Source organism: Micromonospora rhizosphaerae (assembly GCF_900091465.1).
GTDB classification, from domain to species: Bacteria; Actinomycetota; Actinomycetes; order Mycobacteriales; family Micromonosporaceae; genus Micromonospora; species Micromonospora rhizosphaerae.
Genome location: NZ_FMHV01000002.1, coordinates 963546 through 990240, shown reverse-complemented (window position 1 = coordinate 990240; position 26695 = coordinate 963546). Strand labels below are relative to the sequence as shown.

The window sequence follows — 26695 nt, the reverse complement described above, 5'->3', positions numbered from 1 at the left end:
CCGGCCTCGGTGGGCGCGCCGCAGTAGTCACCGGTCCACAGGACGAAGGCCCCCGGTCGAGCGACCGGGGGCCTTCATCGTCGTGGCGGCCGGGATCAGGTGACGCGGCGGAAGCCGGCCACCGGCATGTAACTGATCTTCGACACCTGGACCGGCTTGCCGGTCCGGGGCGCGTGCACCATCAGGCCGTTGCCCAGATAGAGGCCCATGTGGTGCAGGTCGCTGTAGAAGAACACCAGGTCACCCGGACGGGCGTCGGAGCGGGAGACGGCCCGCCCCTCGTTCCACTGGTCGCCGGTGTGGTGCGTCAGGTAGATGCCGGCCGCCTTGTAGGCGTACTGGGTGAGGCCGGAGCAGTCGAACGAGTCCGGGCCGTCGGCACCCCAGACGTACGGGTCGCCGACCTGGGCGCAGGCGGTCCTGATCGCGATCCGCGCGGCGGAGCTGACCACGCCGTCGATGGCGGGGCAGCCCTCGACCCGCACCGAGGTCTTCGGCAGCATGGCGGTCAGCCGCTTGATCTCGGCGTTGATCGCGTTCTTCTTCGCCGCCAGCTCGGCCTGCTGCTTCTTCTGGGTGGCGATCAGCTCGTCCAGCTTCCGCTTCTGCCGGTTGTACTTGTCGCGGATGGCGAGCACGCCGGCGACCTGCTTGTGCTGCTCGGCCGCGAGCCGGTCGAGCATGGTGAGCTGCTCGGCGAGCGTGCCGGGCCTGGTGGTCACCAGCAGGGCGCCGATCTCCTGCGACGGGCCATCCTTGTAGTAGTGGGCGGCGATGTCGCCGACCCGGTTCAGGGCGAGCGCCGACTCCAGCTCGAGGGGCGCGATCTTCTTCTGCAGGTCCGCCGACCTCTTCTGGTTGGCCTTGAGCTGGGCGCGGATCTTGTTGTAGTCCTCGATGGTGGGCTCGAGCTTCTCCCACTGCTTGTCGATCATCGCGTCGATCTCGTCCACCGAGGGCGCTGCGTGCGCCGGAGCGGCCACGAGCCCGGCACCGACCGCGACGGCCGCGACCAGGGTGAGCAGACGATGTACGACCCGGCGCACACCGACCGGTCGGACGCGCGGCTGACTCGGGGCGTGACGATGGAGGGGCATGGTTGCCACCGGCACCGACTCCTTTGCAACCGACCGCGGGCGCCTCGAGAGAGGGAAGGTCGAGGCAGACGACCCACAGCGGTCGGTGCCCCACATTAGGGAAGGCCGCCAGTGGAATCAAGGTGGCCTAATCGGCTTTCACATTTGCGCAACCGGTTGCGCACCAAGGGTATTCATTCACTTTCCAACGATCGCTGTCAATACGTCATCGAGCGTCACCACGCCCAGCGGTCGGCGGCCGTCGCTCACCAGGACCATGTGCCGACGCTCGCGGCGCATCGACAGCAGCAGGTCGGCCAGCGTACGGTCCGGCGGGACGACCGCCAGCGGCCGGTAGACCTCGGCGGGGACGGGAGCGCGGCGGCTCGCGCCGGCGTACCCGAGCACGTCCTTGACGTGCACGAAACCGAGCACCCGCCGGTTGGACCGCTGCACCACCGGGAAGCGGGACCGGCCGGTCCGGGTGGCCAGCACCTCCAGTGACGCGGGCGAGACGTCCTCGGCCACCGTGGTCACCGTCGACCACGGTTGCAGGGCGTCGGCCGCCGTCCGGCTGTGCAGGGCGAGAGCGCCGGTGATCCGGGCGTGCTCCTCCGCGTCGAGCAGTCCCTCGGTCCGCGCCTGGGAGACCAGCCCGGCCAACTCCTCCGCGGTGAAGACCGTCTTCACCGCGTCGGTCGCCTCGATCCGCCACCAGCGCAGCACCTGCCGGGCCGCCCAACGCATGGCCAGCAGCAGCGGCTTGGTGGCCACGCAGAAGGCCAGCATCGCCGGTCCCAGCCAGAGCGCGGACAGCTCCGGACCGGCCAGGGTGATGTTCTTCGGCACCATCTCGCCGACCACGGTGTGCAGGAAGACCACCACACCGAGGGCGATCACGAAGGCCACCGGGTGCACCGCCCCGGCCGGCAGGCCGAACGCTTCGAACGGCGCCTCCAGCAGGTGGGCCAGCGCCGGCTCGGCGATCGCGCCCAGCCCCAGCGAGCAGATCGTGATGCCGAGCTGCGCCCCGGCGATCATCAGGGGGATCTGGTTCATCGCCGACAGCGCCCACCGGGCCGGCTTCGAGCCGGCGGTGAGCGGTTCGATCACCGTACGGCGGGACGCGATCAGCGCGAACTCGCTCCCCACGAAGAAGGCGTTGCCGAGCAGCAGCAGGACGGCGACCAGCAGCTCACTCATCGTCGGCGGGCTCCTCGGGGCGGAGCACCCGGACCTGCTCGACCCGGTGCCGGTCGACCTCGACGACGGTGAACTCGTACCCGCCCTCCTCGACGGTCTCGCCAGCGGCCGGGATGTGTCCGAGCCGGGCCATCAGGAAGCCGGCGAGCGTCTCGTACGGCCCCTCGGGCAGCCGGAAGCCGGTCTGCTCGGCCAGCTCGTCCTCGCGCAGCACGCCGTCGACCAGGACGGTCCGCTCCCCGCCCGGCACGGTCAGCTCGACCGGCCCGAGGTCGTCGACCGCGTCCGGGTCGAACTCGTCGGCGATCTCCCCGACCAACTCCTCGACCAGGTCCTCCACGGTCACCACGCCGTCGGTCCCGCCGTACTCGTCGACCACGATGGCCAGGTCGGCGTCGGCCGCCTTCAGCGCGGCCAGGACGCCGTCCAGGTCCAGGCTCTCCGGGACGTACACCGGCTCGCGGGCGACCGCGGCGACGGTGGTCGAGGCCCGGCGGGTCAGCGGCACGCCGAGCGCGTCCGGCACCCCGGCGACCCCGGTGACCAGGTCGAGGGTCTCCTCGAAGACCGGGAACCGGGTCCGTCCGGTCTCCCGGGAGAGGTCCAGCAGCTCGGCGACCGTGGCGGTGGCCCGCAGCGCGATCACGTCGACCCGAGGCGTCATCGCCTCGGCGGCCCGCTTGTCGCCGAAACGGATGGTCCGACGCAGCAGCATCGCGGTGTCCGGTGGCAGCGCGCCGGCCTGGGCCGAGATCGCCGCGAGCAGCCCCAGCTCCTCCGGCGATCGGGCGCTGGCCAGCTCCTCCTGCGGCTCAATGCCGAGCTGCCGGACCAGCCGGTTCGCCGAGTTGTTCAGCCCCCGGATCAGCCAGCCGAACGCGCGGGAGAAGCCGCGCATCGGCCCGGCGGTGGCCAGCGCGGCCGGCATCGCCCGGGCGAGCGCGGCGTTCTTCGGCACCAGCTCGCCGAAGAGCATCGAGATCAGCGTGGCCAGGGCCAGGGCGAACAGCGGGCTGAGCCGGTCCGCTCCGAGCGGGCGCAGCAGCGGGGCGAAGAGCCGGGCCAGGGCCGGTTCGGCCAGGTAGCCGGTGAGCAGCGCGGTGATGGTGATGCCGAGCTGCGCGCCGGAGAGCTGGAAGGAGAGTTCCCGCAGCGCCCGGCGTACCGTCGCCGCGCGGCCGTCGCCCTCGGCGGCCCGCCGGTCGATCTCGGCGCGATCGACGGTGACCAGCGCGAACTCGGCCGCGACGAAGAACGCGTTGCCGGCGGTCAGCAGGACGAAGCCGGCCAGGGGCAACAGCGTGGTGACCAGAGGGCCGTCGATGATCGCCTCACCTCGGGCGCGATTCTTCCACGGGGCCGCCGGTTGGACGAGTGCCCGCCCGGCCGCCCCCACCGCCCGCTGACGACACGACGACGGTGGCGCCCGTGGGTGCCACCGCCGTCGTGCGTCCAGCGGTCCTGGGGTACGCCTCAGCCGGCGATGGGCTCGCTCTCCTTCTCGCCGGCGGCGTCCGTCGGCTTGACCGAGCGGAGCAGCACGCTGGCGACGTCGACGACCTCGACCTGCTCGCCGGCGCCCTTGCCGTTCACCCCGTCGTTGAGCATCGTCGAGCAGAACGGGCAGCCGACCGCGATGGTCTTCGCCCCGGTCGACATGGCCTCCTCGACCCGCTCCACGTTGATCCGCTTGCCGATCTTCTCCTCCATCCACATCCGGGCGCCGCCGGCACCGCAGCAGAAGGAGCGCTCGCTGTTGCGGGGCATCTCGGTGATCTCGGCGGAACCGAGAGCACTCCCGAGGACCTCGCGCGGCGGGGTGAAGACCCGGTTGTGCCGGCCGAGGTAGCAGGGGTCGTGATAGGTGACGCCGCCGTCCACCGGCTGCACCGGGGTGAGCTTGCCGGTGCTCACCAGGTGAGCCAGGAGCTGGGTGTGGTGGACCACCTCGAAATCGCCGCCGAGCTGCCCGTACTCGTTGCCCAGAGTGTTGAAGCAGTGCGGGCAGGTGGCCACGATCTTGCGCTTGCTCTTCTCCCGGCCCTCGAACGCCTCGTTCAGCGTCTCGACGTTCTGCTGGGCGAGCATCTGGAAGACGAACTCGTTGCCGATCCGGCGGGCCGGGTCACCGGTGCAGGTCTCGCCCTCGCCGAGGATGGCGAAGGAGACGCCGGCCTCGTGGAGCAGCGTGGCGACCGCCCGGGTGGTCTTCTTGGCCCGGTCCTCGAACGCGCCCGCGCAGCCGACCCAGAACAGGTACTCGAAGTCCTCGACCTCGCCGACCCGCGGCACCTCGAAGCCGAAACCCTTGGTCCAGTCCTCGCGGGTGTTCTGCGGGGCGCCCCACGGGTTGCCCTTGTTCTCCAGGTTGCGCAGCATCACCCCGGCCTCGGACGGGAAGCTCGACTCGATCAGCACCTGGTAGCGACGCATGTCGACGATGTGGTCGACGTGCTCGATGTCCACCGGGCACTGCTCGACGCAGGCGCCGCAGGTGGTGCAGGACCAGAGCACGTCCGGGTCGATGACGCCGTTCTCCTCGGCCCCGCCGATCAGCGGGCGGTCGGCCTCGGCCAGCGCCAGCACGTCCACGTGGGCAAGCTGGGCGGCGGTCGCCTTCTCCTCGCCGGTCAGGTCCTTGCCGCCGCCGGCCAGCAGGTACGGCGCCTTGGCGTACGCGTGGTCGCGCAGGCTCAGCACGAGCAGCTTCGGCGACAACGGCTTGCCGGTGTTCCAGGCCGGGCACTGCGACTGGCAGCGGCCGCACTCGGTGCAGGTGCTGAAGTCCAGCAGGCCCTTCCAGGTGAACTGCTCGACCTGGGCGACGCCGAACTGGTCCTTCTCCGGGTCGGCCTCCTCGAAGTCGAGCGGCTTGCCGTCGCTCATCATCGGCCGCAGCGCGCCGAGGCCGGAGCCGGCCCGGCCCGGGTTGCGCTTGAAGAAGATGTTGGGGAACGCCAGGAAGCGGTGCCAGGCGACGCCCATGGTGACGTTCAGCGAGATCACGATGAGCCAGGTCATCGAGATGACGATCTTGATCAGCGCGGCGACGCTGACGCCGGCGGTCCAGGCCGGCAGCGCGGCGCCGATCGCGTGGCTGACCGGGGTGGCCCAGACCGGGTACTCGAAGTGGTCGGTGGCGACCTTGAAGCCCCGGATCAGGAAGCCGAAGATCAGGACCAGCAGCACGACCCACTCGACGAAGTAGCCCTGCCACATGGTCGAGCCGGTGAACCGGGAGCGGCCGCCGGGCCGGGTGGGCCGGTTGCCCAGCCGGATCGCCATCAGCACCAGGATGCCGACCAGGCCCAGCACGCCGATGAGCTCGGTGGCCAGGCCGAAGACCGTCGTGGGCCCGATGATCGGCAGCCCGCCGCCCGGCGTGACCACCTCGAAGTACGCCTCGAGCACCAGCAGCGAGAGCACGATGAACGCGATCATCACAAACCAGTGCGCGGCGCCCACCACGCTCCACCGGAGCATCCGGGTGTGGCCGGCGGTCTCCGCCAGCATCGTCTTCGTGCGGGTGCCCTTGTCGGTGAACCGCTCCGGCGCGGGTTGACCCAGCCGGATGACTGCCACCATCTTCATGACCGCGCGTACCGCAAGCCCCACCGCGACCGCGGTGATGGCGGCCGCGAGGATCGTGGTGACGATCTGGACGCTGCCCATCGAGTTGGCCTCCCGGTCTGCTGCCTGTCGAGCGGCTCGGCGACCGGGCCGGCTCAGCGCGCGGTAGCCGTTCCGTCGCTACCGCAACCCCGACCCGACCGGTCGATGACCTCGCTCCGCTCGGTCATGCAGTGCAGCCTACGCGCAAGGTTACCCAGCAGTAACGTGAGTAACCTCGCATCGGCCGCGCCGCCCTGCGCACACCTTAGGTGGGCCGAGCCGGCTGCGCCGGACAGGGGCGTCGTGGCGTGAGGTTCATCCACCCCCGTACGACGGGAGAACCGGGCAGGGACGACCATCCGGCGCCGGACAGGCGAACGGCCCGACCCCGAGGGGCCGGGCCGGACATCGCGCGGGTCAGCGCCAGCGGGAGAGCAGGATCAGGGAGGCGACCATCGCGCCGAAGCCCACCGCGAGGTTCCAGTAACCCCACGTCGCGACCGGGTACGCCTGCTCCGAGAGGTAGTACACGACCAGCCAGCCGATGCCGGCGACGATCAGCGCGACGGCGGTGACCGGCAGCCAGACGGGGCTAGGCTTGCGCGTCGCCGCCGTCGCCGTCGGACGCACGTCCGTCGGCGGGGTGTACACCTTCTTCTTGCGGACCTGAGACTTGGGCACGACGCTCTCCAGAGGGGGTGACGACCTCGTCCGGCCTGACAACCGGGCGCGGGGGCGACGGTCCATGGCCAATAATGTTCGACAGCTAGCGTAGTCCCGACGGCCCGTCCCGGCCACGAATGGGGTCAGTCCGGTGCACGGAGTGACCCGAAAGGGCGGACTTCTTCGGGTCGGGCAGGCGGGTCCGCGGCGGCGCGGCCCGGCACGAGACGACGGGGAAGGAACGCTCGGTGGAGTACACATCCGGCGCCGCCTCCTGGCAGAAGGTCCTCCGGCGGGCGGTCGCCGGCCTGCTGCCGCGACGACCACGGCAGCGACGACCGGGCTGGTCGATCGGGGTGCCGTTGATCGCCGCCGCGGCCGGGCTGCTCTTCACCACCACCGCGACCACCGCCGGCGGCACAGCGCTCCGCGAGGACCGCCGGCCTCAGCTCACCCAGCTGATCGAGGACCGACGCGAGCAGGTGGCGGCGAGCGAGCTGCGGGCCGCCCGCCTGCGCGCCGAGGTCGAGAGCCAGACGGCCGCGCTGGCCGACACGGACGGCCCGATCAAGGACCAGCGGGACCGGGCCGCCGCGAGCCGGCAGGCCGCCGGGTTCACCGCGCTCACCGGGCCCGGGGTGACCATCGAGCTGAACGACGCGCCCCGGCGCGCCGACCAGACCCTGCCCAAAGGTGCCAGCAACGACGACCTGGTCGTCCACCAGGGCGACGTCCAAGCGGTCGTGAACGCGCTCTGGGCGGGCGGAGCCGAGGCCATGTCAATCATGGATGTCCGCGTGCTCAGCACCAGCGCGGTACGCTGCGTCGGTAACACCCTGCTGCTGCACGGCCGGGTGTACTCCCCTCCGTTCAAGATCGTGGCAATCGGCGACCCCGCTGAACTTCAGCAGGCCCTCGCCGCCTCCGAGGGAGTCCGGTTGTTCAAGGAAGCGGTCGAGCACTATCAGCTCGGCTACAAGGAGACCGTTTCCACGGTGCGGGTGCCGGCGTTCGAGGACTCGACCGCCCTCCGGTCCGCGACGGTGCCCCGGTGACACCCGAGGACCGCGCCAACGGCCGGGACGGCCGCCACCGCGACCGGAGCGACGAGCCCACCGCGTTCATCCCCAAGGTCGACCGTCCGGCGCCGGCTGACGCGGGGCGATCCGCGCCGCCGCGTACGGCTCCAGCCGACCCGCTCGACCTGCCCTGGCCGGACCGCGGCGCGGCGCGCTCCGCGGCGCCCCGCCCGCCGGACGCCGTCCCCGCCGAGGAGTCGACGCCGCGTCCGACCACACCTGACCCGGGAGGCGCCCCCGGACGATCCACGGCGAGCCCGGCACCCGGAGCTTCCGCCAGCGGGACCAGTGAGCACTCCGCCCGCCCGGGCGACGCCTTCCGCTCCCCGCCGCCGGCCTGGCCCGGCAGCTCCCAGATCCGACCGCCGGCGCCGGCCGCCGCGCACCGGCCGGCCGCGTCAGCTCACGAGTCCGGCCAGCCGGCAGCGTCCGACTGGTTCGGCACCACGGGCCAGCCCACCCACCGGGCAGCCGCCGCCCCGCCGGCCGACCAGGCCACCCCGCGCCCGGTCGCCGCCCCGCCGGCCGACCCGCCCGCGCCACGCGCGGTCACCACTCCGCCGGCCGACCCGCCCGCGCCGCGCGCGGTCACCACTCCGCCGGCCGACCCGCCCGCGCCGCGCACGGTCACCACTCCGCCGGCCGACCAGCCCGAGCACCGCGCGGGTGCCGCCCGGCGCGGCCCGGCCGAGGAGCCGCCGACCCAGGCGTCGGGCCCGACCATCGACACGCCGCCCGCCCGCCCGCTCACGGAGGCGCCCACCACCCCGGGGGTACGACCGGCGACCGTCGGCGAGGCGCCGACCGCGATCATCCCCAAGGTGGCCTCCCGATCGGAGAGCCGTTCCAGTACGACGTCCCCGGCCGACCGTGCATCGGCCGCGGCGGCGGACGGCCGCGCTGCCGCTCTTCGCGCCGCAGCCCCGGTCGACGGCCGCGCCACCGGCGTACCTCCGACCGGAGTACGGGAGGAGGGCGGCCCGGCGCGCCCCGGAGCAGGTAGGGCCGAACCCGCACGGCCCGGAGCAGGCGGGGCCGAACCCGCACGGCCCGGAGCAGGCGGGACCGAGACCGCACGGCCCGCGGACCCGGGAGCGACCGCCGTGATCCCGGCCGTCACCAGTCGTCGGGCCGGCAACCCGGCGCTGGACTCGACCGCGCTGATGGGTGCGGTGCCGCCCGTCCGGGACACCGGCGACGGGGAGCCCGACCCCCCGGCCGAACCGCCGCGCCCCAGGCGGGGCGAGCGGGTGGTGCAGCTGCGGCCCGAGCAGACCGGCGAGGGTTACAAGAGCGTCTACTCCGAGCTGACCCGCCCCTCCCTCGCGTCCCGGCTCCGGACCGGCATCCGGGTCACCGGCGAACTGCTGATCACCTTCGGCCTGGTGGTGCTGCTCTTCGCCGGCTACGAGATCTGGGGGAAGTCGGCCATCGTCAACGCCCACCAGGACGACCTGAGCAGCCAGCTGGCCCAGGAGTGGAGGCCGACCGGCGACCCGACGGTCGGGCCGACCGGCCCCACGGCGAAGCCGACGCCGCCGGTGCACGGCAAGCCGATCGCGGGGCTCTACATTCCCAAGCTGGACAAGCAGTGGGTCGTCGTCGAGGGGGTCACCCAGGCCGACATCCGGTACGCCCCGGGCCACTACCCGAAGAGCGCCATGCCGGGCGAGCTGGGCAACTTCGCCGTCGCCGGACACCGCAACCGGGCCACCTTCTGGCGGCTGGACGAGCTGAACCCCGGCGACGACATCGTCGTCGAAGGCAAGACCGAGTGGTTCATCTACAAGGTCTACAAGACCCGGATCGTCAAGCCGAACCAGGTCGAGGTGGTGGCGCCGGTGCCGATGGAGCCGGGCGCGAAGCCGACCGAGAAGCTGCTGACCCTCACCACGTGCAACCCCAAGTTCGACAACTACCAGCGGCTCATCGTCCACGCCCGGCTGGACCACGTGCTGGCCAAGTCGGCGGGTCGCCCGCCGGAGCTGGGAGGCTGACGATGTACGGGTGGATCTGGCGCAAGCTCCCGTTCGGGCTGGCCGGCAAGCTGACCGGCTCGGTGCTGATCGCCGCCGCGGCGGTGGCGCTGCTGTGGTTCGTGGTCTTCCCGTGGGCCGAGCCGCTGCTGCCCTTCGACGACGTGCAGGTCACCCAGGATTCGGGCGTGCCGGGCGACACCGGGGGGCAGACCGGGGACTCCGGCCCGGCCGGGGACGAGCCGACCGGCGACCCGCACGAGCTGCCCTACAGCACCCACTCCAACAACGCCCCGCCTCCCACCGGGAGCAGGTGAGCCGATGCGCGTCCTGGTGATCGACAACTACGACTCGTTCGTCTTCAACCTGGTGCAGTACCTGGGCCAGCTCGGCGTCGACTGCGAGGTCCGGCGCAACGACGAGATCGACGTCGCCGAGGTCGGCCGGGTGGGCGCGGCCGGCGTCCTGCTCTCGCCGGGGCCGGGCAGCCCGGACCGCGCCGGGATCTGCCTGGACGTCATCCGCGAGTACGCGGGCAAGCTACCGCTCTTCGGCGTCTGCCTGGGCCACCAGGCCATCGGCGAGGCGTTCGGCGCCACCGTGACCCGGGCGCCCGAGCTGCTGCACGGCAAGACCTCCGAGGTACGGCACCACTCGGTCGGTGTGCTCGCCGGGCTGCCGGACCCCTTCACCGCGACCCGCTACCACTCGCTCGCCGTACTGCCGGAGACGCTCCCGGACGAGCTGGAGGTCACCGGCTGGACGGGGACCGGCGTGGTGATGGCGATGCGCCACCGGAGCCTGCCGATCGAGGGCGTCCAGTTCCACCCCGAGTCGGTGCTGACCGAGGGTGGTCACCTCATGCTGGCGAACTGGCTCGCCGTCTGCGGCTTCCCCGAGGCGCGGGAGCGGGCGCCGGAGCTCGCCGCCGAGGTGGACGCCCGCCGCCGCGCCGCCTTCGCCGCCGCCTGACCCGGGCCGCGCTCCCGGCCGTTCCGCCACCGATCCCACCGGCCAGGCCGTCTGGACCGATCGGTCTTGATCCACTCCATTTCCGCGACGTTGCTGCATCACGGTCGATCGGACGCCCCAACGTCGGGGAAATGGAGTTCATCGCTCGACGGACCGGCACATCTCGTGCCGGTCCGCCGGAGCTCACTGGGTGGCCGCTCCGGGTGGCGCGGTGGTGGGCACCGGCCACCCGCCACCGCCACCCGGCGTGGTGGGCGTAACGCTGGGGTCCGGGGTGGGCGAGCTGGGCGTTTCGGTCGGCTCCGGCGGCGCCATGCCGATCTCGATGGTGACCGTCTTGCCCTTCTCCAGCGGTTCGTTGGCATCCGGCCGCTGCCTGGTGACCGTGCCGACCTTGTCGGGCCCGACCTCGTCGCCGTCCACGACCTTCACCTTGTAGCCGGCCGCCTTCAACGTCCTCTCGGCCAGCTCCCGGGTGAAGCCCACCACCTCGGGCACCTCGTTGATGTTGCCCCGGGACACCTCGACGATGACCTCGGAACCCTCCGTCACCTTGCTGCCCGAGTCCGGCGTCACCTTGGTCACCTGCCCCTCGGGCGCGCCGCTGTCCACGAGCTTCCGGGTGACCGTGAGCTTCAGATCCTCGAGCTGCTGCTTGACGCTTTCGAAGGTGCCACCGACCAGGCCGCGCGGGATGGTGACCTGCTGGGGGCCGCCGCACAGCTGGTAGGTGACCTCGCGCTTCTGTTCCAGCTGGGTGCCGGGGGCGGGGTTCTGGTTGACCACCGTGCCCTTCGTGCAGTCCGTGCCGGCAACCGGATCACCGAGCAGCGGGGTGAGTCCCGCCTGCTGGATCAGGGTCCGGGCGGCGGCCTCCGTCTGGCCCTTCAGGTCCGGGACGGCCGCCTTCGCGGTGCCGCCCTGGTTCATCAGCAGGGCGGCGACCAGGGCGATCACTGCGAGCACGCCGAGCGCGGCGAAGGTGGCGATCACCCAGCCGGAGCTCTTGCGCTTGCGCGGGTCCCCGACCCGGGCCGGCATCTGCCGGGTCTGCGGCCCGACGACCTGCGTCGGGTAGCCCGCCGCCGCGCCGGCCGGGGACATCGGGGCGGTCTCGGCCTCGCGCAGCACCGGGGTGGCCAGCACGGGCCGGCCGGCGGCCGCGCGGAGCAGGTCCGCCCGCATCTCGCCGGCGCTCTGGTACCGGTTGAGCGGGTTCTTCGACAGCGCCTTGAGCACGATCGCGTCGACGGCCGGATTGACGTCCGGGTTGAGGTCGCTCGGCGTCGGCGGCGCCTCCCGGACGTGCTGGTACGCGACGCTGACCGGGCTGTCCCCGACGAACGGCGGGTGCCCGCAGAGCAGCTCGAAGAGGACACAGCCGGCCGCGTACACGTCGGAGCGGGCGTCGACCGCCTCGCCGCGCGCCTGCTCCGGCGAGAGATACTGCGCCGTGCCGATGACCGCGCTGGTCTGGGTCATCGTGGTGGCGCCGCTGGCCAGCGCGCGGGCGATACCGAAGTCCATCACCTTGACCTGGCCGGTCTGGGTGAGCATCACGTTGCCCGGCTTGATGTCCCGGTGGATGATGCCGTGCCGGTGGCTGAACTCCAGCGCCGCGCACATGTCGGCGCAGATCTCCAGCGCCCGGCGCGGCTGGAGCCGCCCCTCGGTGCCCAGCACCTCCTTCAGGGTCCGTCCGTTGACGAACTCCATCACGATGAAGGGCAGCGTCTCGCCGGTCGGCGCGGTCTCCTCGCCGGTGTCGTAGACGGCGACGATGGCCGGGTGGTTGAGCGAGGCGGCGTTCTGCGCCTCCCGGCGGAACCGCATCTGGAAGGTCGCGTCCCGAGCCAGGTCGGCGCGGAGCATCTTGATCGCGACGTCCCGACCGAGCCGGAGATCGCGACCGCGGTGCACCTCCGCCATGCCGCCGTAGCCGAGCAGCTCGCCGACCTGGTACCTGCCACCGAGCAGGCGGGCCTGCGCTGTCATCGCGTCTCTCGTCCTTCGCTCGTCGTCGTCTCGCCGCCACCCGGCTGGAGCCGTACCACACGACGGTACGACGTCCGGTCCAGATCGTCGCCTCCCTGGGCCCACGCAGCGCCAGAGGTCACGCTCGTCACGCTCACCGGAGCGAGCGCCCCTGCGTTGCCGGACCCCCCGCTCTGCTGGGAGTTGTAGGAAATCACGCCGGCGCAGATCAGAACCAGCACGGCCACCAGGATGGCGACCAGCCACAGCCCCGACCTGGACCGACGGGGGGCCGGCGGGGCGGCCGGCTGCCGGGCGTACCCGATTGGGTTGTGCTGGCGGGCCGGCGGGACGGCCGCCGCCGCGCGCGGGGACTGCGCCACCGGCGGCCGCGGCGGCGCCACCGCGGTCGGCCGGGACGCCGCGACCGGCGGCCGCGGCGTCACCGCGGGCGGGCGCGGCTGCTGCCGGGACGCCGTCGGGACCTGGGCCCGAGCGGACGGCGCGCCCGGTGAGGCCGGTACGCCGGAGATCTGGCCGGGGTGGCCGCCGGTGCGGGCCTGCTGCGACAGGGCCAGCTTGGCCTGGCGGGCGACGCTGGCCAGCGCGGCGGCGCTCGGCCAGCGGGCCGCCGGATCCTTGGCCATGGCCCGCTCGACGATCGCCTTCACCTGGGGCGGGATGTCGCCGGGCAGCTGCCGGGGCGCCTCGCGGACGTGCTTCATGGCGATCTCGAGCGGGTTGTCCCCCTCGAAGGGACGCCGACCGGCCAGGCACTGGTACGCGACCACGCCGAGCGCGTACACGTCGGAGGCGGCGGTGGCGACCGCCCCGGTGGCCTGCTCGGGCGAGATGTAGGAGGCGGTGCCGAGCACCGAGCCGGCCGCGGTGAGCTGGCCGACCAGGTCGGAGCGGGCGATGCCGAAGTCGGTCAGCACCAGCGTGCCGTTCGGCCGGACCAGCAGGTTGCCCGGCTTCACGTCGCGGTGCACGATGCCCTTCTCGTGAGCGGCGTGCAGCGCCTCGGCGGCCTGGGCCACCAGGGCCATCGTCCGGGCCGGGGTGAGCCGGCCGACCCGGCTCAGCGTCGAGGAGAGCGGGTCGCCCTCGACGTACTCCATCACCAGGAAGGCGACCTGCTGGTCGCTGCCGAAGTCGTAGACGTCGACCACCCCGGGGTGGTTGATGGTGGCCATGGTCCGCGCCTCGCCGCGGAACCGCTCGGCGAAGCCCGGCTCGTCGAGCAGCGCGGGCAGCAGGCTCTTCACCGCGACCGTACGGCCCAGCACCTGGTCGGTGCCGCGCCAGACGTCGCCCATGCCACCGCTCGCGATCCGCTCGTCGAGGCGGTATCGGTTGCCGAGCTGGACGCCGGGGCTGAGCATCTCAGCGGCTCCCGGAGTCGGCGATGGCGGCCTGCATGATCCGGCCGGCGATCCGGGCCGCCTCGGCGCTGCCGCCCTTGCCGGCCTGCTCCAGCTCCACGCAGACCGCGGAGACCGGGGTGCCGTTCTTGTCGATTGCGAAGCCGATGAACCAGCCGTGGTCCGGGGTGTTCGGGCCGGACTGGGCGGTGCCCGTCTTGCCGCCGACCGTGTAGCCGTCGATCTGCGCCTTCTGGCCGGTCCCGCTCTCGACCACGCTGACCATCATGTCCCGCAGGTCGCTGGCGACCTGGCCACTCACCGGCCGGCGCAGCTCTCGCGCCTTGGCGGTGTAGTAACTGGTGGTGCGGTCCGGGGCGAGCAGCTGCTTGACCAGGTACGGCCGCATCTGACTGCCGCCGTTGGCGACCGCCCCGGCGATCAGGGCCCCCTGCAGCGGGGTCATCCGCACGTCGCGCTGGCCGATGGAGGACTGGGCCAGGGCGGCCGGGTCGGTGGCCCCGCCCGGGGCCTCCATGTCGCCGGTGTGGCTGGCCGCCACGGGCAGACCGCCGTCGCCGAGCTGCCCGACGTTCAGGTCCTCCTGCTCGAAGCCGAACTGGCGGGCCTTCTCCTTGAGCTTGTCGGCGCCGAGCCGGACGCCGAGCTGGGCGAAGCCGGTGTTGCAGGACTCGGTGACCGCCTCGTTGAGGCTGACGGTGGTGCCGGCCGGCCCCGGGCAGATGCTCGGCGCGGCGTTGCGGATCGGCTGGCCGGAGGTCGGCGGGGTGTAGCTGGTGCCGGCCGGGATCTGGGTCTCCTTGGTGATCCCGTTCTCCAGCGCCGCCGCGGCCACCACGATCTTGAAGGTCGAGCCCGGCGGCAGCGTCTCCGACAGCGCCCGGTTCGCCAGCGGGCGGTCCGGGTCCTTCTCCAGCCTGTTGTACGCCGCCGTGGCCTCGTTGGTGTCGTGGTTGGCCAGCGGGTTGGGGTCGAAGCTCGGCATGGAGACCAGCGCCTGCACCGCCCCGGTACGCGGGTCGATCGCGATCGCCGCGCCCTTGGTCGCCCCCACCTGGTTGTCCCGCAGCTGCTTGAAGGCCGTCTCCTGAGCCCGCTTGGAGAGCGTGAGCAGCACGTTGCCGCCACCGGTCTTGTTCCCGGTGAACATGTCCTTCACCCGGTCGCCGATGAGCTGATCGCTGGTGCCGGCGAGGAAGTCGTTCTCGACCTGCTCGATGCCCTTGTCGCCGAGGTTGACCGGCTTGTAGCCCAGCACGTGCGCGTACATCTCGCCGCCGGGGTAGCTGCGCTGGAACTTCAGCTTGCCGCCGGTCTCCTTGCTGAGGGCGTACGCGGTGCCACCCACCTCGATGTTGCCGCGCTTGCGCTCGTACTCGGCCACCTGGACCCGGCCGTTGTAGTCGCTGTTGCGGTATTCGTCGGCCTTGTAGGCCTGGATCCAGTTCAGATTCGCGAAGAGCAGGCCGAACAGGATCATGACGACGACGCCGACACGGCGCAGGGGTGCGTTCACGGCCGAATCACCTCCGTGGGGGCACCGTGCAGCTGCTCGGGCGGACCGCCGCTCGGGCGGGCCGCCGGACCCCCGCCGGGCGTCACCGGGCGGCGAGCGCCGTCGGAGACCCGGAGCAGGACCGCGATGAGCAGCCAGTTCGCCATCAGCGACGAGCCACCGGCGGAGAGGAACGGGGTGGTCTGGCCGGTCAGCGGGATGAGCTTGCTGATCCCACCGACGATCACGAAGACCTGGAGGCCGAGGGTGAAGGCGAGGCCGCCGGCGAGCAGCTTGCCGAACGAATCCCGCACTGCCAGCGCCGCCCGCAGCCCCCGCTCGACGATCAGCAGGTAGACCACGAGCAGCGCGGAGAGGCCGAAGAGGCCGATCTCCTCGCCGATGCCGGCGAAGATGAAATCGGTCTGCACCTCGGGCAGCAGGGTGGGCTGGCCGCCGCCCGGGCCGGCGCCGAAGAGGCCGCCGGTGCCGAGGGTGAGCAGCCCCTGCACCAACTGGTAGCCGCGGTCGTACGGCTCGGCGAACGGGTCCAGCCAGATCTGCGCCCGATCGTAGAAGTTGGCGAACGGCCCGCCGACCGTGCTGCCGAGCAGGTACGCCAGGTAGGCACCGCCGAAGAAGAGGACCAGACCGATGAGCAGCCAGCTCACCCGTTCGGTGGCGATGTAGAGCGTCACCACGAACATGCCGAAGTAGAGCAGCGAGGTGCCCAGGTCCTTCTCGAAGACCAGGACCAGGAGGCTGATGATCCAGACCCCGAGGACCGGACCGAGGTCGCGCCCGCGCGGGAAGTCGATCCCGAGCACCCGCCGGCTGGCCAGCGAGAGCACCTCGCGCTTGCGGACCAGGTAGTAGGCGAAGAAGGCGAGCAGGGCGAGCTTGGCGAACTCACCCGGCTGGATGGAGAACCCGCCGATCCGGATCCAGAGCTTCGCCCCGTTGATCTCGGAGAACCGCCCCGGCAGCACCGCCGGGATCATCACCAGCACGATGCCGGCGAGCCCCAGGGTGTATGCGTACCGGGAGAGCGAGCGGTGGTCCCGCATCAGCGCGAGCAGCCCGGCGGCGAGTATCACCGAGAGCAGCGTCCAGGCCAGCTGACGCCCGCCGGTACCGGCGAAGATGGCCAGGTCCTCCCGGTCGGCCGGCGCCGCCTTGGCCAGGTCGTACCGGCGCAGGAAGCCCACGCCGATGCCGTTGAGCAGGGCGACCGCGGGCAGCAGCGCCGGGTCGGCGAAGGGTGCCAGCCAGCGGATCACCAGGTGCAGGCCGAGGAAGACGAGCCCCAGGGCGGCGGCGGGCATCCAGAAGTCCGAGGTGACCGTGTCCAGCACGTTCGCCTCGACCGTCGCCGCGTACGCGGCCACCAGGACCATGGCGAGCAGCAGCAGCGACAGTTCGGCGTTGCGCCGGGACCGGGCCAGGCGCACGCCGGGCTGCTCGCCCGTCGAGGCGGGCGAGGCTGCCGGTACGGCGGCTGCGGTCACGGAAGGGTCCTCGCTGTCGAGCGGACGCTCACTCCGGCGACCGGCAGCCAGCCGGGTCGACCGGCGGGACGGTGTCGGAGGGGACGGCGTCGGGCGTGGTGGTCGGCGCGGGGGCGGTGGGAGCGGTGGGGGCGACCGGTCGGCCGGTGCCGCTGGGGGCCGGTGCGACCGGAGTGATGGTGGGCGCGGGGGTGACCGCCGCGGCCGTCGGGCTGGGCGGGCAGATCGGCTTGAGGTTCGGGTTGGCCGGGTCGTCGCTGGTCAGCTCGGCCAGCCGGCGCAGCGCGTCCGGCTCGCTCCTGGCCTGGATGCCCTGCTTGACCTGCTCCTGCGCGGCCAGGGTGAGATCGTCCAGCTTGGCCTCGCTGGTGGAGTGGACCCGGGACAGGTCGAGGCCGGCGATCTGGCCCGGCACGCCGCGGAAGACGGCGAGCTGACCCTCCTCGGTGGTGCCGACGTAGTACTGCCGCTGGGTGTAGCTCCACCCGGCGAAGAGGCCGCCACCGAGGATGACCAGCAGCGCCAGCAGCATCGCCGCGGTGCGCACCGGGCGGTGCCGGCGCCGCTCCGGCTCGTCCTCCCGATCGTCCGCCGGGTCCTCCGGGGCGGCCGGGCGCGGGGCGGAGAGCGCAGAGGCGCGGGCGGCCGGGGTGGAGACGTCGGCCGAGGTGGTCATGCCGCGGTCCCGGGCGGCGGCGCCGCCGACGATCGGGGACGCCTCGACGATGTCCTGGTCGGTGGCGTCGGCGATGATCACCGTGATGTTGTCCGGGCCGCCGCCGCGCAGCGCCAGCTGCACCAGGCGTTCGACGCACTGCTGCGGGTCGGCGTATTCCCGCATGGTGTCGGCGATGGTGTCCGCGCTGACCACGCCGGAGAGCCCGTCGCTGCAGATGAGGTAACGGTCGCCGGGAAGCACCTGGCGGACGCTGTACTCCGGGTCGATGTCGCGACCGTCCAGCGCCCGGGTGAGCAGCGACCGCTGCGGGTGGCTGCTCGCCTCCTCCGCGCTGATCCGGCCCTCGTCGACGAGCATCTGGACGTAGGTGTCGTCCTTGGTGATCTGCGCGAACTCGCCGTTGCGCAGGAGATAGGCCCGCGAGTCACCGATGTGCACCATGCCCAGCTTGCTGCCGGAGAAGAGGGTGGCGGTGAGCGTGGTGCCCATCCCCTCCAGCTGCGGGTTGGCGTCAACGGTGTCGCGGAGCTGCTGGTTGGCGGTGCCGACGGCCGATCGCAGCGCGTCGACGAGGGCGTCCCCGGGGACGTCCTCGTCGAGGGGCGCCATGGCACCGATGACGATGTTGCTGGCGACGTCACCGGCGGCCATGCCGCCCATGCCGTCGGCGACGGCGAGCAGCCGCGGTCCGGCGTAGACGGAATCCTGGTTACCGTCTCGGATCAGACCGCGGTCGCTGTGGGCCGCATAGCGCAGGGTCAGAGTCATGGCCGTAATTCGAGAGAGGTGCGGCCGATCCGGATCGGCACGCCGAGGGGGACGGGGGTCGGTCCGGTGACCTTAGCGCGATCCAGGTAGGTGCCGTTAGTGGAGCCGAGATCTTCGACGAACCACTGCCCGTCGCGCGGCACGAGCCGGGCGTGCCGCGCGGAGGCGTAGTCGTCGGTGATCACCAGCGTGGAATCCTCGGCGCGTCCGATGGTGATCTGAGCCTCGCCGAGGGTGATCCGGGTGCCGGCCAGCTGGCCGGCGGTGACCACCAGCTGGTGCGCGGCCCTGCCCCGCTTCACCTTCGCCGGCTTCGCCGCCGGCCCGATCGAGGCACCGATCCCGCGCGGCGCGGCCACCAGCCGACCTAACCGCGCTCCCGCGAAGAGGTCTCGGCGGATGACCCCGACCACCGTGAACACGAAGATCCACAGCAGGATCAGGAACCCGAACCGGGCAACCGTGATGACGAGTTCGGGCAACGCGGGTCAGCCGTCCACGCGGAAGGTCAGGGTGGTCGTGCCGAGCTGGATCATGTCGCCCGGGTTGAGGGCGACGGCGGAGACCCGCTGGCCGTTGACCATCGTGCCGTTGGTGGAGCCGAGGTCGGTCAGCACGACCTGGCCGCCGTCGAAGTCCAGCCGGGCGTGCCGGCGGGAGATGCCGACGTCGGGCAGGCGCAGGTTCGCCTGGTCACCGCGGCCGATCACGGTCGAGCCCATCTGCAGCGGGTAGGTGCGACCGTCGCCGGAGACCAGCCGGACGTTGCGGCCGCCACCGTGGCCGGGCGGAGGACCGTAGCCGCCGCCCTGGTCGTACGCCGGGTACGCCGGCTGGCCGGCGTCGTAGCCGCCGGGCGCGGAGACCGGGGCGACCTCGCCGCCGGTGTAGACCTCGGCGGTGACCCGGAACATGCCGGTGTCCAGCCCCTCACCGCGCTCGACCTCCACGATCACGTCGCCGTAGACCGTCCAGGCCTGCTCGCCGATGAACTCCGCCTGCGACTGGGCCAGCTCCTGGGCCAGCGCGGCGGCGTACGGCGCCAGCCGACTGTGGTCGTACGGCGAGAGATCGATCACGTAGCGGTTGGGCACCAACGTGCGCCCACCGGCCAGGATCGCCTTGTGCGCCTCGGCCTCCCGCTGCATGGCGTTGAGGATCTCCACGGGGTGGACCACCCCTTTGAAGACCTTGGCAAAGGCCCCCTCGACCAGGCCTTCCAGACGCTTCTCGAAGCGTTGCAGCACGCTCACCGGCTCCTCCTCGGGTTCCGAGGCCATGATGGTATCCGGACACCGCCCCCGCAGCTCACACGCCGCTCGGCGGCTACCGGCGGCCCGTTCGAACGGACCCCTCGCGTCGTGCTACAGTTTCGTCCGCCACGAACGGTGATCGCTCGTGGCGATGACCGGGATCAGCGTAATATGTTTCGGCACCCGCCGCAGATGGCGGGACCGGGATGAGCTACGGTGTTTTGGGTCAAGCCACGGGGAAGTGGCGGAATGGCAGACGCGCACGGTTCAGGTCCGTGTGCCCGAAAGGGCGTGGGGGTTCAACTCCCCCCTTCCCCACCACCACGAGGGCTCCGCACGTCGCGGGGCCCTCGCGTCGTATCGGGGCATGGCGGACGTCACGCTATGCTCCGATGGTTTCCCTGCCTCCTATCGACCAGGAGTGGCGTGTGAGTGTCGCGTTGGTGACCGGATCGGGCGGTCTGATCGGCTCCGAGGCGGTCCGGCACTTTGCCGGCCTCGGTCTCGACGTGGTCGGCATCGACAACGACATGCGGCAGGAGTTCTTCGGCGCCGAGGCGTCGACCGCGTGGAACGTCCGGCGGCTGACCGACGAGCTGGGGTCGGCGTACTCCCACCACAGCATCGACATCCGGGACCGGGACGCGCTGGCGAAGCTCTTCGCGCGGTACGGCCGCGACATCGCCGTGGTGATCCACACCGCCGCCCAGCCGTCCCACGACTGGGCGGTACGCGACCCGTTCACCGACTTCGACGTCAACGCCGGCGGCACCCTCAACGTGCTGCAGAACGTCCGCGAGCACTGCATCGAGGCGCCGGTGATCCACTGCTCAACCAACAAGGTCTACGGCGACCGGCCGAACGCCCTTCCCCTGGTCGAGCTGGAGACCCGCTGGGAGATCGAGCCGGGGCACCCGTACGAGCAGGGCATCCGCGAGGACATGTCGATCGACGCCTGCCTGCACTCGGTCTTCGGCGCCTCCAAGGTCGCCGCGGACGTGATGGTGCAGGAGTACGGCCGCTACTTCGGCATGAAGACCGCCTGCTTCCGGGGCGGCACGCTGACCGGGCCGGCCCACTCCGCCACCGAGCTGCACGGCTTCCTGGGCTACGTGATGCGCGCCAACATGGAGCGCCGGAAGTACCGGATCTTCGGCTACCAGGGCAAGCAGGTCCGGGATGCGATCCACAGCTCCGACGTGGTCTCCGCGTTCGAGGCGTTCTTCCGCAACCCGCGCTCGGCGGCGGTCTACAACCTGGGCGGCGGCCGGCACTCCAACATCTCGATGCGCGAGGTCTTCATGCTGGCCGAGGAGATCACCGGCCATGAGATGATCAGCGAGTACGTCGAGGCGAACCGGATCGGCGACCACAAGTGGTGGATCGGCTCGAACGAGGCGTTCCAGGCCGACTACCCGGACTGGAAGCAGATCTACGACGTGCCCATGATCGCGCGGGAGATCTACGAGGCGAACGTGGACAAGTGGGTGCCGCAGGCATGACCACCGACACCAAGCGGAACGTCCTCGGCGTACTGGTCGACGCGACCGACTACGCCACGGCGACCGACGCGGTGGTCGCGGCGGCACACGAACGCCGTCCGCTGGCCCTGACCGCGCTGGCCGTGCACGGGGTGATGACCGGCGTGCTCGACCCGGCGCACAACGCCCGGCTCAACGCGTTCGACCTGGTCACGCCGGACGGGCAGCCGGTCCGCTGGGCACTCAACCTGCTGCACGGCGCCGGCCTCACCGACCGGGTGTACGGCCCGGAGCTCACCCTTCGGGTGCTCTCCCGCTTCGCCGAGGAGGGGCTGCCGGTCTACCTGTACGGCTCCACCGAGGAGACCCTGGCCCGGCTGGTGCCCGCGCTGGAGGAGAAGTTCCCCGCCCTCAAGATCGCCGGCGTCGAGCCGTCGAAGTTCCGCGGCCTGCAGCCGGGCGAGGACGTCGAGATCGCCGACCGGATCAGGGCCAGCGGAGCGCGGCTCGTCCTGGTCGGGCTGGGCTGCCCCCGCCAGGAGGTCTTCGCGTACGCCATGCGGCCGCTGCTGGACATGCCGCTGATGGCGGTCGGGGCGGCCTTCGACTACCACGCCGGCCTGCTGCGCAACCCGCCCGGGTGGATGCAGCGCGCGGGGCTGGAGTGGTTCTGGCGGCTCGGGCTGGAGCCGAAGCGGCTCTGGCGCCGGTACGTGATCCTCAACCCGGCCTACCTGGCCCGCCTCGCGGCACAGAAGACCGGCCTGTGGAAGGCCACCCCACCGCCCCCCGCCACCGAGCGCCCCGCCAGCTTCGCCGTCTGACCGCGGAACGACGCCCGGCGGCCACCTGTGCAGCGTGACCGCCGGACGCCGGTGGGAAGGTTGGCTCAGGAGACGTTCAGCGCCGTGTCGTCGAGGACGAACGAGGTCTGCAGGGACCAGTCCTCCACGCCGGTGAACTTGATCTGGATGGTCTGGCCGGCGTAGGCGCCCAGGTTGAACGACTTCTGCGCGTAGCCGGTGTTCTTGTTCAGGTTCGAGTAGGTGGCGAGGGTGGCCAGCACCGAGCCGCTGCTGTTGAGCACCTGCACCCGCAGCGTGTCGTACGCGGTGCTGGTGGTGGTCTCGGCGGTGTCGATGTGCAGCCAGAAGCTCAGGCTGTACGACGAGCAGCCGGCCGGCAGGGCCACCGACTGGGCCAGGGTGTCGGTGTGCGAGGTGCCGTAGCCGTCCAGCCAGGCGTTCCACGTGCCGGAGCGGGGCGGCTGGCCGGACGAGCCGTACTGGCCGATGACGCCGGAGGTGGCGGTCCACCCGGTGTTCCCGGACTCGAAGCCCGGGTTGGCGAGCTTCTGGCCGGCGCCGCTGCAGCCACCGGTCCCGCTGACGGTCAGGGAGTACGTCGCCGTCTTCGTGCCCGAGGCCGCGGTGCCGCTGACCGTGACCGCGTACGTGCCCGCCGGGGTGCTCGCCGAGGTGGTGATGGTGAGGGTGGACGACCCGCCGGAGGTCACTGTGGACGGGTTGAACGAGGCGCTGGCGCCGGCCGGCAGGCCGCTCGCCGAGAGGCTGACCGACTGGGCCGAGCCGCTGGTGGTCGCCGTGGTGACGGTGGCCGTCACCGAGCCGCCCGCCGCGGTGGAGCCGGAGGTCGGCGACACCGCGAGCGAGAAGTCGTTGGTCGGCGGCGGGGGGCTGCCGTTGACGACGTAGAGCAACCGGTTCGGGGTGCCGGTGCCGACGTTGGTCACCACGTTCGGGGTGGCGTTGTTGACCAGGCTGTCCCGCACCTGCTGCGGGCTCCACGACGGGTTGGCCGAGAGCACGAGCGCTGCGGCGCCGGCCACGTGCGGCGTAGCCATCGAGGTGCCGCTGATGGTGTTCGTCGCGCTGTTGCTGGTGTACCAGGCGGAGGTGATGTTGACGCCCGGCGCCAGGATGTCGACGCAGGTGCCGTAGTTGGAGAAGCTCGCGGCGGCGTCGTTGTTCTGCGTGGCGCCGACGGTGATCGCCGACGCGACCCGGGCCGGGGAGAAGTTGCAGGCATTCTGCCGGTTGCCGAAGATGTCGCCGTTGCCGGCGGCCACCGCGTAGGTGATGCCGGAGTTGATGGAGTTGGTGACCGCCGTGTCGATCGAGCTGTTGGCGGAGCCGCCGAGGCTCATGTTCGCCACCGCCGGCCTGACCGCGTTCGCGGTGACCCAGTCGATGCCGGACACCACCTGGGCGTTGGTGCCGCTGCCCTGGCAGTTGAGCACCCGGACGCCGACGATCTGAACGCCCTTGGCCACGCCGTACGAGGAGCCGCCCACGGTGCCCGCGACGTGCGTGCCGTGGCCGTTGCAGTCGTCGGCGGAGCCGCCGTCCACCGCGTCGAAGCCGGAGACCGCCCGGCCGCCGAAGTCGTTGTGCCCGTACAGCACGCCGGTGTCGATGATGTAGGCGCGCACGTTGCTCGCCGTGTTCGGGTAGGTGTAGGAGCTGTCCAGCGGCAGGTTGCGCTGGTCGATCCGGTCCAGGCCCCAGGACGGCGGGTTCGTCTGGGTGCCGGCGATCGAGACCGTGTGGTTCTGTTCCACGAACGCCACGGCGGGGTCGGCGGCGATCCGTGCGGCGGCCCGCGCGCCGACCCGGAGCTCGAAGCCGCGCAGCGCGGTGCGCCAGGTGCGGGCGACGGTGCCGCCGTGCCGGGCGGTCAGCCGCTGCGCGGTCGCGGCGACCCGGGCGGGGGCGACCGCACTGTCCTTCAACACGACGATGTAGCTGTCGGCCACCGCGGTTGCGCCGCCGGCGTTCCGGATCACTCCGGACGGTTCGGCGGCCAGTGCGGGCGAGGCCGCCGCGAGCATCGCCAGGGCGGCCACGCCGACGAGTACGGACCTGTGTGGGAGACCCATCTCCCTACCTCCCTCCGACCGGCACACGATCGTCCGCCCGGAGCGGCAGGCAGATCGACGATTACCGATCAGGCAGAGACTAGGCCAGCGGTGGAGGAAGGTTGAACATGTCGAAGTCTCCATATCGCCGTGGGATGGCCCCTACGGGCCGAGTTGGGGGGCGGACCCGGGACCGGCCCGGATTCGGTGGACGTCGTACCGGGCAAGGCTGACGGCATGGATGACCAGCTCGCGGTTCTGCTCCCGGTCGCCGTCGTGTGGCTGGCCGCCGGCGTCGTCGCGGACGGACTGCCCCGGCCGCGCCGCGCCCGCGCACTCCGCCGGCGTACCGGATGGTTGTCCGCGCTGACCCTGACCGGCCTCGGGCTGACGGCCGCGGTGCTGGTCGCGGACCTGCAGAGCGCGGGCATGACGCCGTTCGACCGGGCCGCCGCCGGCCTCGCCCTCGCGGCGGCCCCGGCACTGGTGGTCGCGGCCTGCACGGTACGGCGGGTGCGGCGGCTGTGGGCCGGCGCCGGCGCCTTCGCCGCGGCGCCAGGGACCCCGGCCCCGCACGGCCTGCGCGCCGCCGCGGCGCACCCGCTGATCGCGCTGCCACTGCAGGCCACCGCCCTGGCGGTCGTCCCGGCGGTCATCTCGGCGGCGGGCGTCGACCTCTTCGCCGGGCCCGCCGTGACCGGGCCCGCGATCACCGTCGGCACCCTCGGCGTGGCCGCGATCGGGGTACGCCACGCGCTGCGGCACAGCCGGCTCGCCGAGCGGGCGATGCCGGACGCCGCCGCGTCACCGCGAGCGGCCAGCCCCCTGCACGTATAGCAGCTCGAGGATCGCCCGGGTCGCGTCGAACCAGCGGTCCAGCCAGCCGGGCGGCGGCACGCTGCCCCTCGGGGGCAGCTCCATCAGCAGACCGCGCAGCAGCGGATGGTCCACCAGGGACTCGGCCGACTCCATCGGCCAGCCGGTCGGCGGGAAGGACGGCTCGGTGAGCGGGTTCGGGTCCAGCGACGGCAGCGACAACGGCGGATCGGCGTGCTCCGGTGTGGACGAGGAGCCGTCCCGGCCGCCGCTCTCGGTGTCGGTGGAGACCACCTCGGTGAGCACGGTGTCCCGGCGGGTGCCGCGGTACTTGCCGCCGAACCGCTCCGACTTGCCGGGACCGTTGGTGACGTTCCCTGAACCGATCGTCGTCATCCCTCTCGCCTGCCTCGCTCGGTTGCCGATCCCCTCGGCGGGTGGCCGACCAGCGCCGTACCGACGGGTTCAACGAGGCGGCGGCGGAAGTGGCGACGGGTGGGCGGTGGATCCGGCGGACCCACCGTCCACCCGGTACGCCGGATCAGGCCCGGACGAACGCTCCGTCCCGGGCGCCGGAGACGAAGGCGTGCCAGTCGCTCGGGGCGAAGACCAGGGCCGGGCCCGTCCTGTCCTTCGAGTCCCGCACGCCGACCGCCCCGGTCACGTACGCGACCTCCACGCAGTTGTCGCAGTTCGGCCCGCTCTTCGAGCTCTTGAACCAGGTGGCGTGGGTCAGGTCCACGGGGAACTTCTTGGTCGCCATTTCCACAACGGCTCCTCTGCAAGTTTTGCGATGTATGCGATGGATTCCTCGGGCCGTATGGCTGCTGCCCGTATGTGATCGAAGATGAAGCTGTACTTCTGCAGTTCGTCGCTCTTCTCGAGGAAGAGCCCCCCGGTGGCGTTCTCCGCGTACACGACATCGGGATCACTCGGTTCGGGGAAGCTGAGGATCGTGAAGGTGCCGTCCATGCCGGCGTGCGCCCCCACCTCGAAGGGCAGGACCTGGAGCGTCACGTTCGGCAGTTCGGCCACCTCTACCAGCCGTCTGAGCTGGCCACGCATCACCTCGTCGCCACCCACCGGCCGGCTCAGCACCGCCTCATCGAGCACCACCCACAGATCGACCGGATCGTCCTGGATCAACAACGACTGACGGCCCAGACGGACACGCACCCGTTGCTGGACCTGATCGGCGGAGAAGTCGGGCCGGGCGGCCCGGATCATCGCCCCCGCGTACTCCTCGGTCTCCAGCAGGCCCGGCACGACCTGTTGTTCATACGCCCGGATCGAGCTGGCCGCCGCCTCCAGCCCCACGTACGCCCCGACCAGCACCGTGCTGTACGGATGCCACCAGCCCTTCTGCCGGGCCTCCCGGGCGATCTGCACCAGCTCGTCGCTCTCGGCGCCCACCACCCCGTAGATCCGGAGCATGTCCCGAACGTCGCGCGGGGTGGCGGTGGTGTGACCGGTCTCGATGCGGGAGATCTTCGAGGCGGAGCACTCCAGCTGCTCGGCGACCGCCTCGATGGTGATGCCGGCGGCCTCCCGCCGGCGGCGGAGTTCCGCCCCCAGCCGTCGACGCCGGATGGTGGGGCTGCGCCGCACGCTCACGGGGCCACCCCGCGGGTCGCGGGACGGGAACGCTGGCTGCTCGCGCTCATCCGCCACCTCCGGTCGATCGCGCCCGGCTCCTCGCCCGCCGAGGGCGCGACCGTCGTACGGCGGGCGATCGTTCGCGGCAGGGGTGATGCCGGTACTCGACCGGCCGCGACGGGCGAAACCGGCGTCCAGTCTGCCGCCCCGGTGCGGAGGCATCAAGCGTCGCACTGACGTGTCCGCTCATCTATCGGCAAAAGTCGAGGTGCAACTTGCAC

The 26695-nt window shown here is 72.0% G+C and carries 23 protein-coding genes and 1 tRNA gene; 8 read left to right on the top strand and 16 right to left on the bottom strand.

Annotation, left to right across the window (positions count from 1 at the left end; all coding sequences use genetic code 11):
- Positions 1–95: 95 nt before the first annotated feature.
- The 5 genes from GA0070624_RS04800 to GA0070624_RS04780 form a co-directional block, all read right to left on the bottom strand.
- Positions 96–1112, bottom strand: a complete 1017-nt coding sequence (locus GA0070624_RS04800) for a C40 family peptidase (protein WP_245718663.1) — start codon at positions 1110–1112, stop codon at positions 96–98.
- Between the two features lie 162 nt (positions 1113–1274).
- A complete protein-coding gene (locus tag GA0070624_RS04795; RefSeq protein WP_091336994.1) occupies positions 1275–2279 on the bottom strand; it encodes a hemolysin family protein in 1005 nt (334 codons plus the stop codon).
- On the bottom strand, positions 2272–3576 hold the full coding sequence (locus GA0070624_RS04790) for a hemolysin family protein (RefSeq protein ID WP_091348166.1): 1305 nt from the start codon (positions 3574–3576) through the stop codon (positions 2272–2274). Before GA0070624_RS04790 ends, GA0070624_RS04795 begins: the two co-directional genes overlap by 8 nt.
- A 176-nt stretch (positions 3577–3752) precedes the next feature.
- The gene (locus GA0070624_RS04785) at positions 3753–5951 is read right to left on the bottom strand and encodes a (Fe-S)-binding protein (RefSeq protein ID WP_091336992.1); all 2199 of its coding nucleotides are present in this window, start codon (positions 5949–5951) and stop codon (positions 3753–3755) included.
- 357 nt (positions 5952–6308) lie between these two features.
- Positions 6309–6572 (bottom strand): cell division protein CrgA, encoded by a 264-nt coding sequence (locus GA0070624_RS04780; RefSeq protein WP_091336990.1) that lies wholly within the window; start codon positions 6570–6572, stop codon positions 6309–6311.
- Positions 6573–6802: 230 nt separating this feature from the next.
- Here GA0070624_RS04780 and GA0070624_RS04775 point away from each other — a divergent pair, with 230 nt between their 5' ends.
- From GA0070624_RS04775 to GA0070624_RS04760, 4 genes are read left to right on the top strand one after another with little or no spacing between them, the layout of a single operon-like run.
- Complete coding sequence (locus GA0070624_RS04775; RefSeq protein WP_091336989.1) at positions 6803–7609, top strand: DUF881 domain-containing protein; 807 nt, start codon at positions 6803–6805, stop codon at positions 7607–7609.
- Positions 7606–9630 (top strand): class E sortase, encoded by a 2025-nt coding sequence (locus tag GA0070624_RS35540; protein WP_245718662.1) that lies wholly within the window; start codon positions 7606–7608, stop codon positions 9628–9630. Before GA0070624_RS04775 ends, GA0070624_RS35540 begins: the two co-directional genes overlap by 4 nt.
- Positions 9631–9632: 2 nt before the next feature.
- The gene (locus GA0070624_RS04765; protein ID WP_091336988.1) at positions 9633–9926 is read left to right on the top strand and encodes a hypothetical protein; all 294 of its coding nucleotides are present in this window, start codon (positions 9633–9635) and stop codon (positions 9924–9926) included.
- 4 nt (positions 9927–9930) lie between these two features.
- Complete coding sequence (locus tag GA0070624_RS04760) at positions 9931–10581, top strand: aminodeoxychorismate/anthranilate synthase component II (RefSeq protein WP_091336986.1); 651 nt, start codon at positions 9931–9933, stop codon at positions 10579–10581.
- A gap of 183 nt (positions 10582–10764) precedes the next feature.
- Here the strand turns inward: GA0070624_RS04760 and pknB are convergent, their stop codons facing one another.
- The 7 genes from pknB to GA0070624_RS04725 all read right to left on the bottom strand — a co-directional run bounded on the left by pknB (position 10765) and on the right by GA0070624_RS04725 (position 19670).
- Positions 10765–12576 carry a Stk1 family PASTA domain-containing Ser/Thr kinase gene (pknB, locus tag GA0070624_RS04755; protein WP_091336980.1) on the bottom strand — a complete coding sequence of 604 codons (1812 nt, stop codon included), beginning with the start codon at positions 12574–12576 and terminating at the stop codon, positions 10765–10767.
- Positions 12573–13940 (bottom strand): serine/threonine-protein kinase, encoded by a 1368-nt coding sequence (locus GA0070624_RS04750; protein WP_091336978.1) that lies wholly within the window; start codon positions 13938–13940, stop codon positions 12573–12575. Before GA0070624_RS04750 ends, pknB begins: the two co-directional genes overlap by 4 nt.
- Before the next feature lies 1 nt (position 13941).
- Positions 13942–15456: a peptidoglycan D,D-transpeptidase FtsI family protein gene (locus GA0070624_RS04745; protein WP_091336976.1), complete on the bottom strand. Its 1515-nt coding sequence runs from the start codon at positions 15454–15456 to the stop codon at positions 13942–13944.
- Complete coding sequence (locus GA0070624_RS04740) at positions 15453–16886, bottom strand: FtsW/RodA/SpoVE family cell cycle protein (RefSeq protein WP_176731979.1); 1434 nt, start codon at positions 16884–16886, stop codon at positions 15453–15455. Before GA0070624_RS04740 ends, GA0070624_RS04745 begins: the two co-directional genes overlap by 4 nt.
- An 85-nt stretch (positions 16887–16971) precedes the next feature.
- Positions 16972–18390, bottom strand: a complete 1419-nt coding sequence (locus tag GA0070624_RS04735) for a PP2C family protein-serine/threonine phosphatase (RefSeq protein ID WP_091336970.1) — start codon at positions 18388–18390, stop codon at positions 16972–16974.
- Positions 18387–18872, bottom strand: coding sequence for an FHA domain-containing protein FhaB/FipA (locus GA0070624_RS04730; protein WP_091336968.1), 486 nt, complete (start codon positions 18870–18872; stop codon positions 18387–18389). The genes GA0070624_RS04735 and GA0070624_RS04730 overlap by 4 nt, the downstream gene beginning before the upstream one ends.
- A gap of 6 nt (positions 18873–18878) precedes the next feature.
- Complete coding sequence (locus GA0070624_RS04725; protein WP_091336965.1) at positions 18879–19670, bottom strand: FHA domain-containing protein; 792 nt, start codon at positions 19668–19670, stop codon at positions 18879–18881.
- Positions 19671–19878: 208 nt separating this feature from the next.
- On the opposite strand from GA0070624_RS04725, the gene GA0070624_RS04720 reads away from it, so the two are divergent.
- The 3 genes from GA0070624_RS04720 (at position 19879) to GA0070624_RS04710 (ending at position 21948) form a co-directional block, all read left to right on the top strand.
- Positions 19879–19964: transfer RNA gene (locus tag GA0070624_RS04720), tRNA-Leu, on the top strand.
- Between the two features lie 107 nt (positions 19965–20071).
- A complete protein-coding gene (locus GA0070624_RS04715) occupies positions 20072–21145 on the top strand; it encodes an NAD-dependent epimerase/dehydratase family protein (protein ID WP_091336964.1) in 1074 nt (357 codons plus the stop codon).
- Positions 21142–21948 carry a WecB/TagA/CpsF family glycosyltransferase gene (locus tag GA0070624_RS04710; protein ID WP_091348161.1) on the top strand — a complete coding sequence of 269 codons (807 nt, stop codon included), beginning with the start codon at positions 21142–21144 and terminating at the stop codon, positions 21946–21948. The genes GA0070624_RS04715 and GA0070624_RS04710 overlap by 4 nt, the downstream gene beginning before the upstream one ends.
- A 65-nt stretch (positions 21949–22013) precedes the next feature.
- On the opposite strand, the gene GA0070624_RS04705 is transcribed toward GA0070624_RS04710, so the two are convergent.
- Positions 22014–24023: a S8 family serine peptidase gene (locus tag GA0070624_RS04705; RefSeq protein ID WP_091336962.1), complete on the bottom strand. Its 2010-nt coding sequence runs from the start codon at positions 24021–24023 to the stop codon at positions 22014–22016.
- Positions 24024–24239: 216 nt separating this feature from the next.
- Between GA0070624_RS04705 and GA0070624_RS04700 the strand changes: the two genes are divergently transcribed.
- Positions 24240–24839 carry a hypothetical protein gene (locus GA0070624_RS04700; protein ID WP_091348157.1) on the top strand — a complete coding sequence of 200 codons (600 nt, stop codon included), beginning with the start codon at positions 24240–24242 and terminating at the stop codon, positions 24837–24839.
- Here GA0070624_RS04700 and GA0070624_RS04695 read toward each other — a convergent pair.
- The 3 genes from GA0070624_RS04695 to GA0070624_RS04685 all read right to left on the bottom strand — a co-directional run bounded on the left by GA0070624_RS04695 (position 24807) and on the right by GA0070624_RS04685 (position 26432).
- Entirely contained in the window at positions 24807–25214 is a 408-nt protein-coding gene (locus GA0070624_RS04695) for a hypothetical protein (protein WP_091336957.1), read from the bottom strand. The genes GA0070624_RS04700 and GA0070624_RS04695 overlap by 33 nt on opposite strands.
- 145 nt (positions 25215–25359) lie before the next feature.
- Positions 25360–25581, bottom strand: coding sequence for a DUF397 domain-containing protein (locus GA0070624_RS04690; RefSeq protein ID WP_091336956.1), 222 nt, complete (start codon positions 25579–25581; stop codon positions 25360–25362).
- Positions 25551–26432 (bottom strand): helix-turn-helix domain-containing protein, encoded by an 882-nt coding sequence (locus GA0070624_RS04685; RefSeq protein ID WP_091348154.1) that lies wholly within the window; start codon positions 26430–26432, stop codon positions 25551–25553. The genes GA0070624_RS04690 and GA0070624_RS04685 overlap by 31 nt, the downstream gene beginning before the upstream one ends.
- Positions 26433–26695: the final 263 nt, after the last annotated feature.

Bases quoted from the DNA above. Each gene is read 5' to 3' on its own strand.
- GA0070624_RS04795 (WP_091336994.1), bottom strand. From the start codon at position 2,279: ATGAGTGAGCTGCTGGTCGCCGTCCTGCTGCTGCTCGGCAACGCCTTC.
- GA0070624_RS04735 (WP_091336970.1), bottom strand. From the start codon at position 18,390: ATGACTCTGACCCTGCGCTATGCGGCCCACAGCGACCGCGGTCTGATC.
- GA0070624_RS04725 (WP_091336965.1), bottom strand. From the start codon at position 19,670: ATGGCCTCGGAACCCGAGGAGGAGCCGGTGAGCGTGCTGCAACGCTTC.
- GA0070624_RS04765 (WP_091336988.1), top strand. From the start codon at position 9,633: ATGTACGGGTGGATCTGGCGCAAGCTCCCGTTCGGGCTGGCCGGCAAG.
- GA0070624_RS04695 (WP_091336957.1), bottom strand. From the start codon at position 25,214: ATGACGACGATCGGTTCAGGGAACGTCACCAACGGTCCCGGCAAGTCG.
- GA0070624_RS04785 (WP_091336992.1), bottom strand. From the start codon at position 5,951: ATGGGCAGCGTCCAGATCGTCACCACGATCCTCGCGGCCGCCATCACC.
- GA0070624_RS04760 (WP_091336986.1), top strand. From the start codon at position 9,931: ATGCGCGTCCTGGTGATCGACAACTACGACTCGTTCGTCTTCAACCTG.
- GA0070624_RS04750 (WP_091336978.1), bottom strand. From the start codon at position 13,940: ATGCTCAGCCCCGGCGTCCAGCTCGGCAACCGATACCGCCTCGACGAG.
- GA0070624_RS04710 (WP_091348161.1), top strand. From the start codon at position 21,142: ATGACCACCGACACCAAGCGGAACGTCCTCGGCGTACTGGTCGACGCG.
- pknB (WP_091336980.1), bottom strand. From the start codon at position 12,576: ATGACAGCGCAGGCCCGCCTGCTCGGTGGCAGGTACCAGGTCGGCGAG.
- GA0070624_RS04705 (WP_091336962.1), bottom strand. From the start codon at position 24,023: ATGGGTCTCCCACACAGGTCCGTACTCGTCGGCGTGGCCGCCCTGGCG.
- GA0070624_RS04690 (WP_091336956.1), bottom strand. From the start codon at position 25,581: ATGGCGACCAAGAAGTTCCCCGTGGACCTGACCCACGCCACCTGGTTC.
- GA0070624_RS04700 (WP_091348157.1), top strand. From the start codon at position 24,240: ATGGATGACCAGCTCGCGGTTCTGCTCCCGGTCGCCGTCGTGTGGCTG.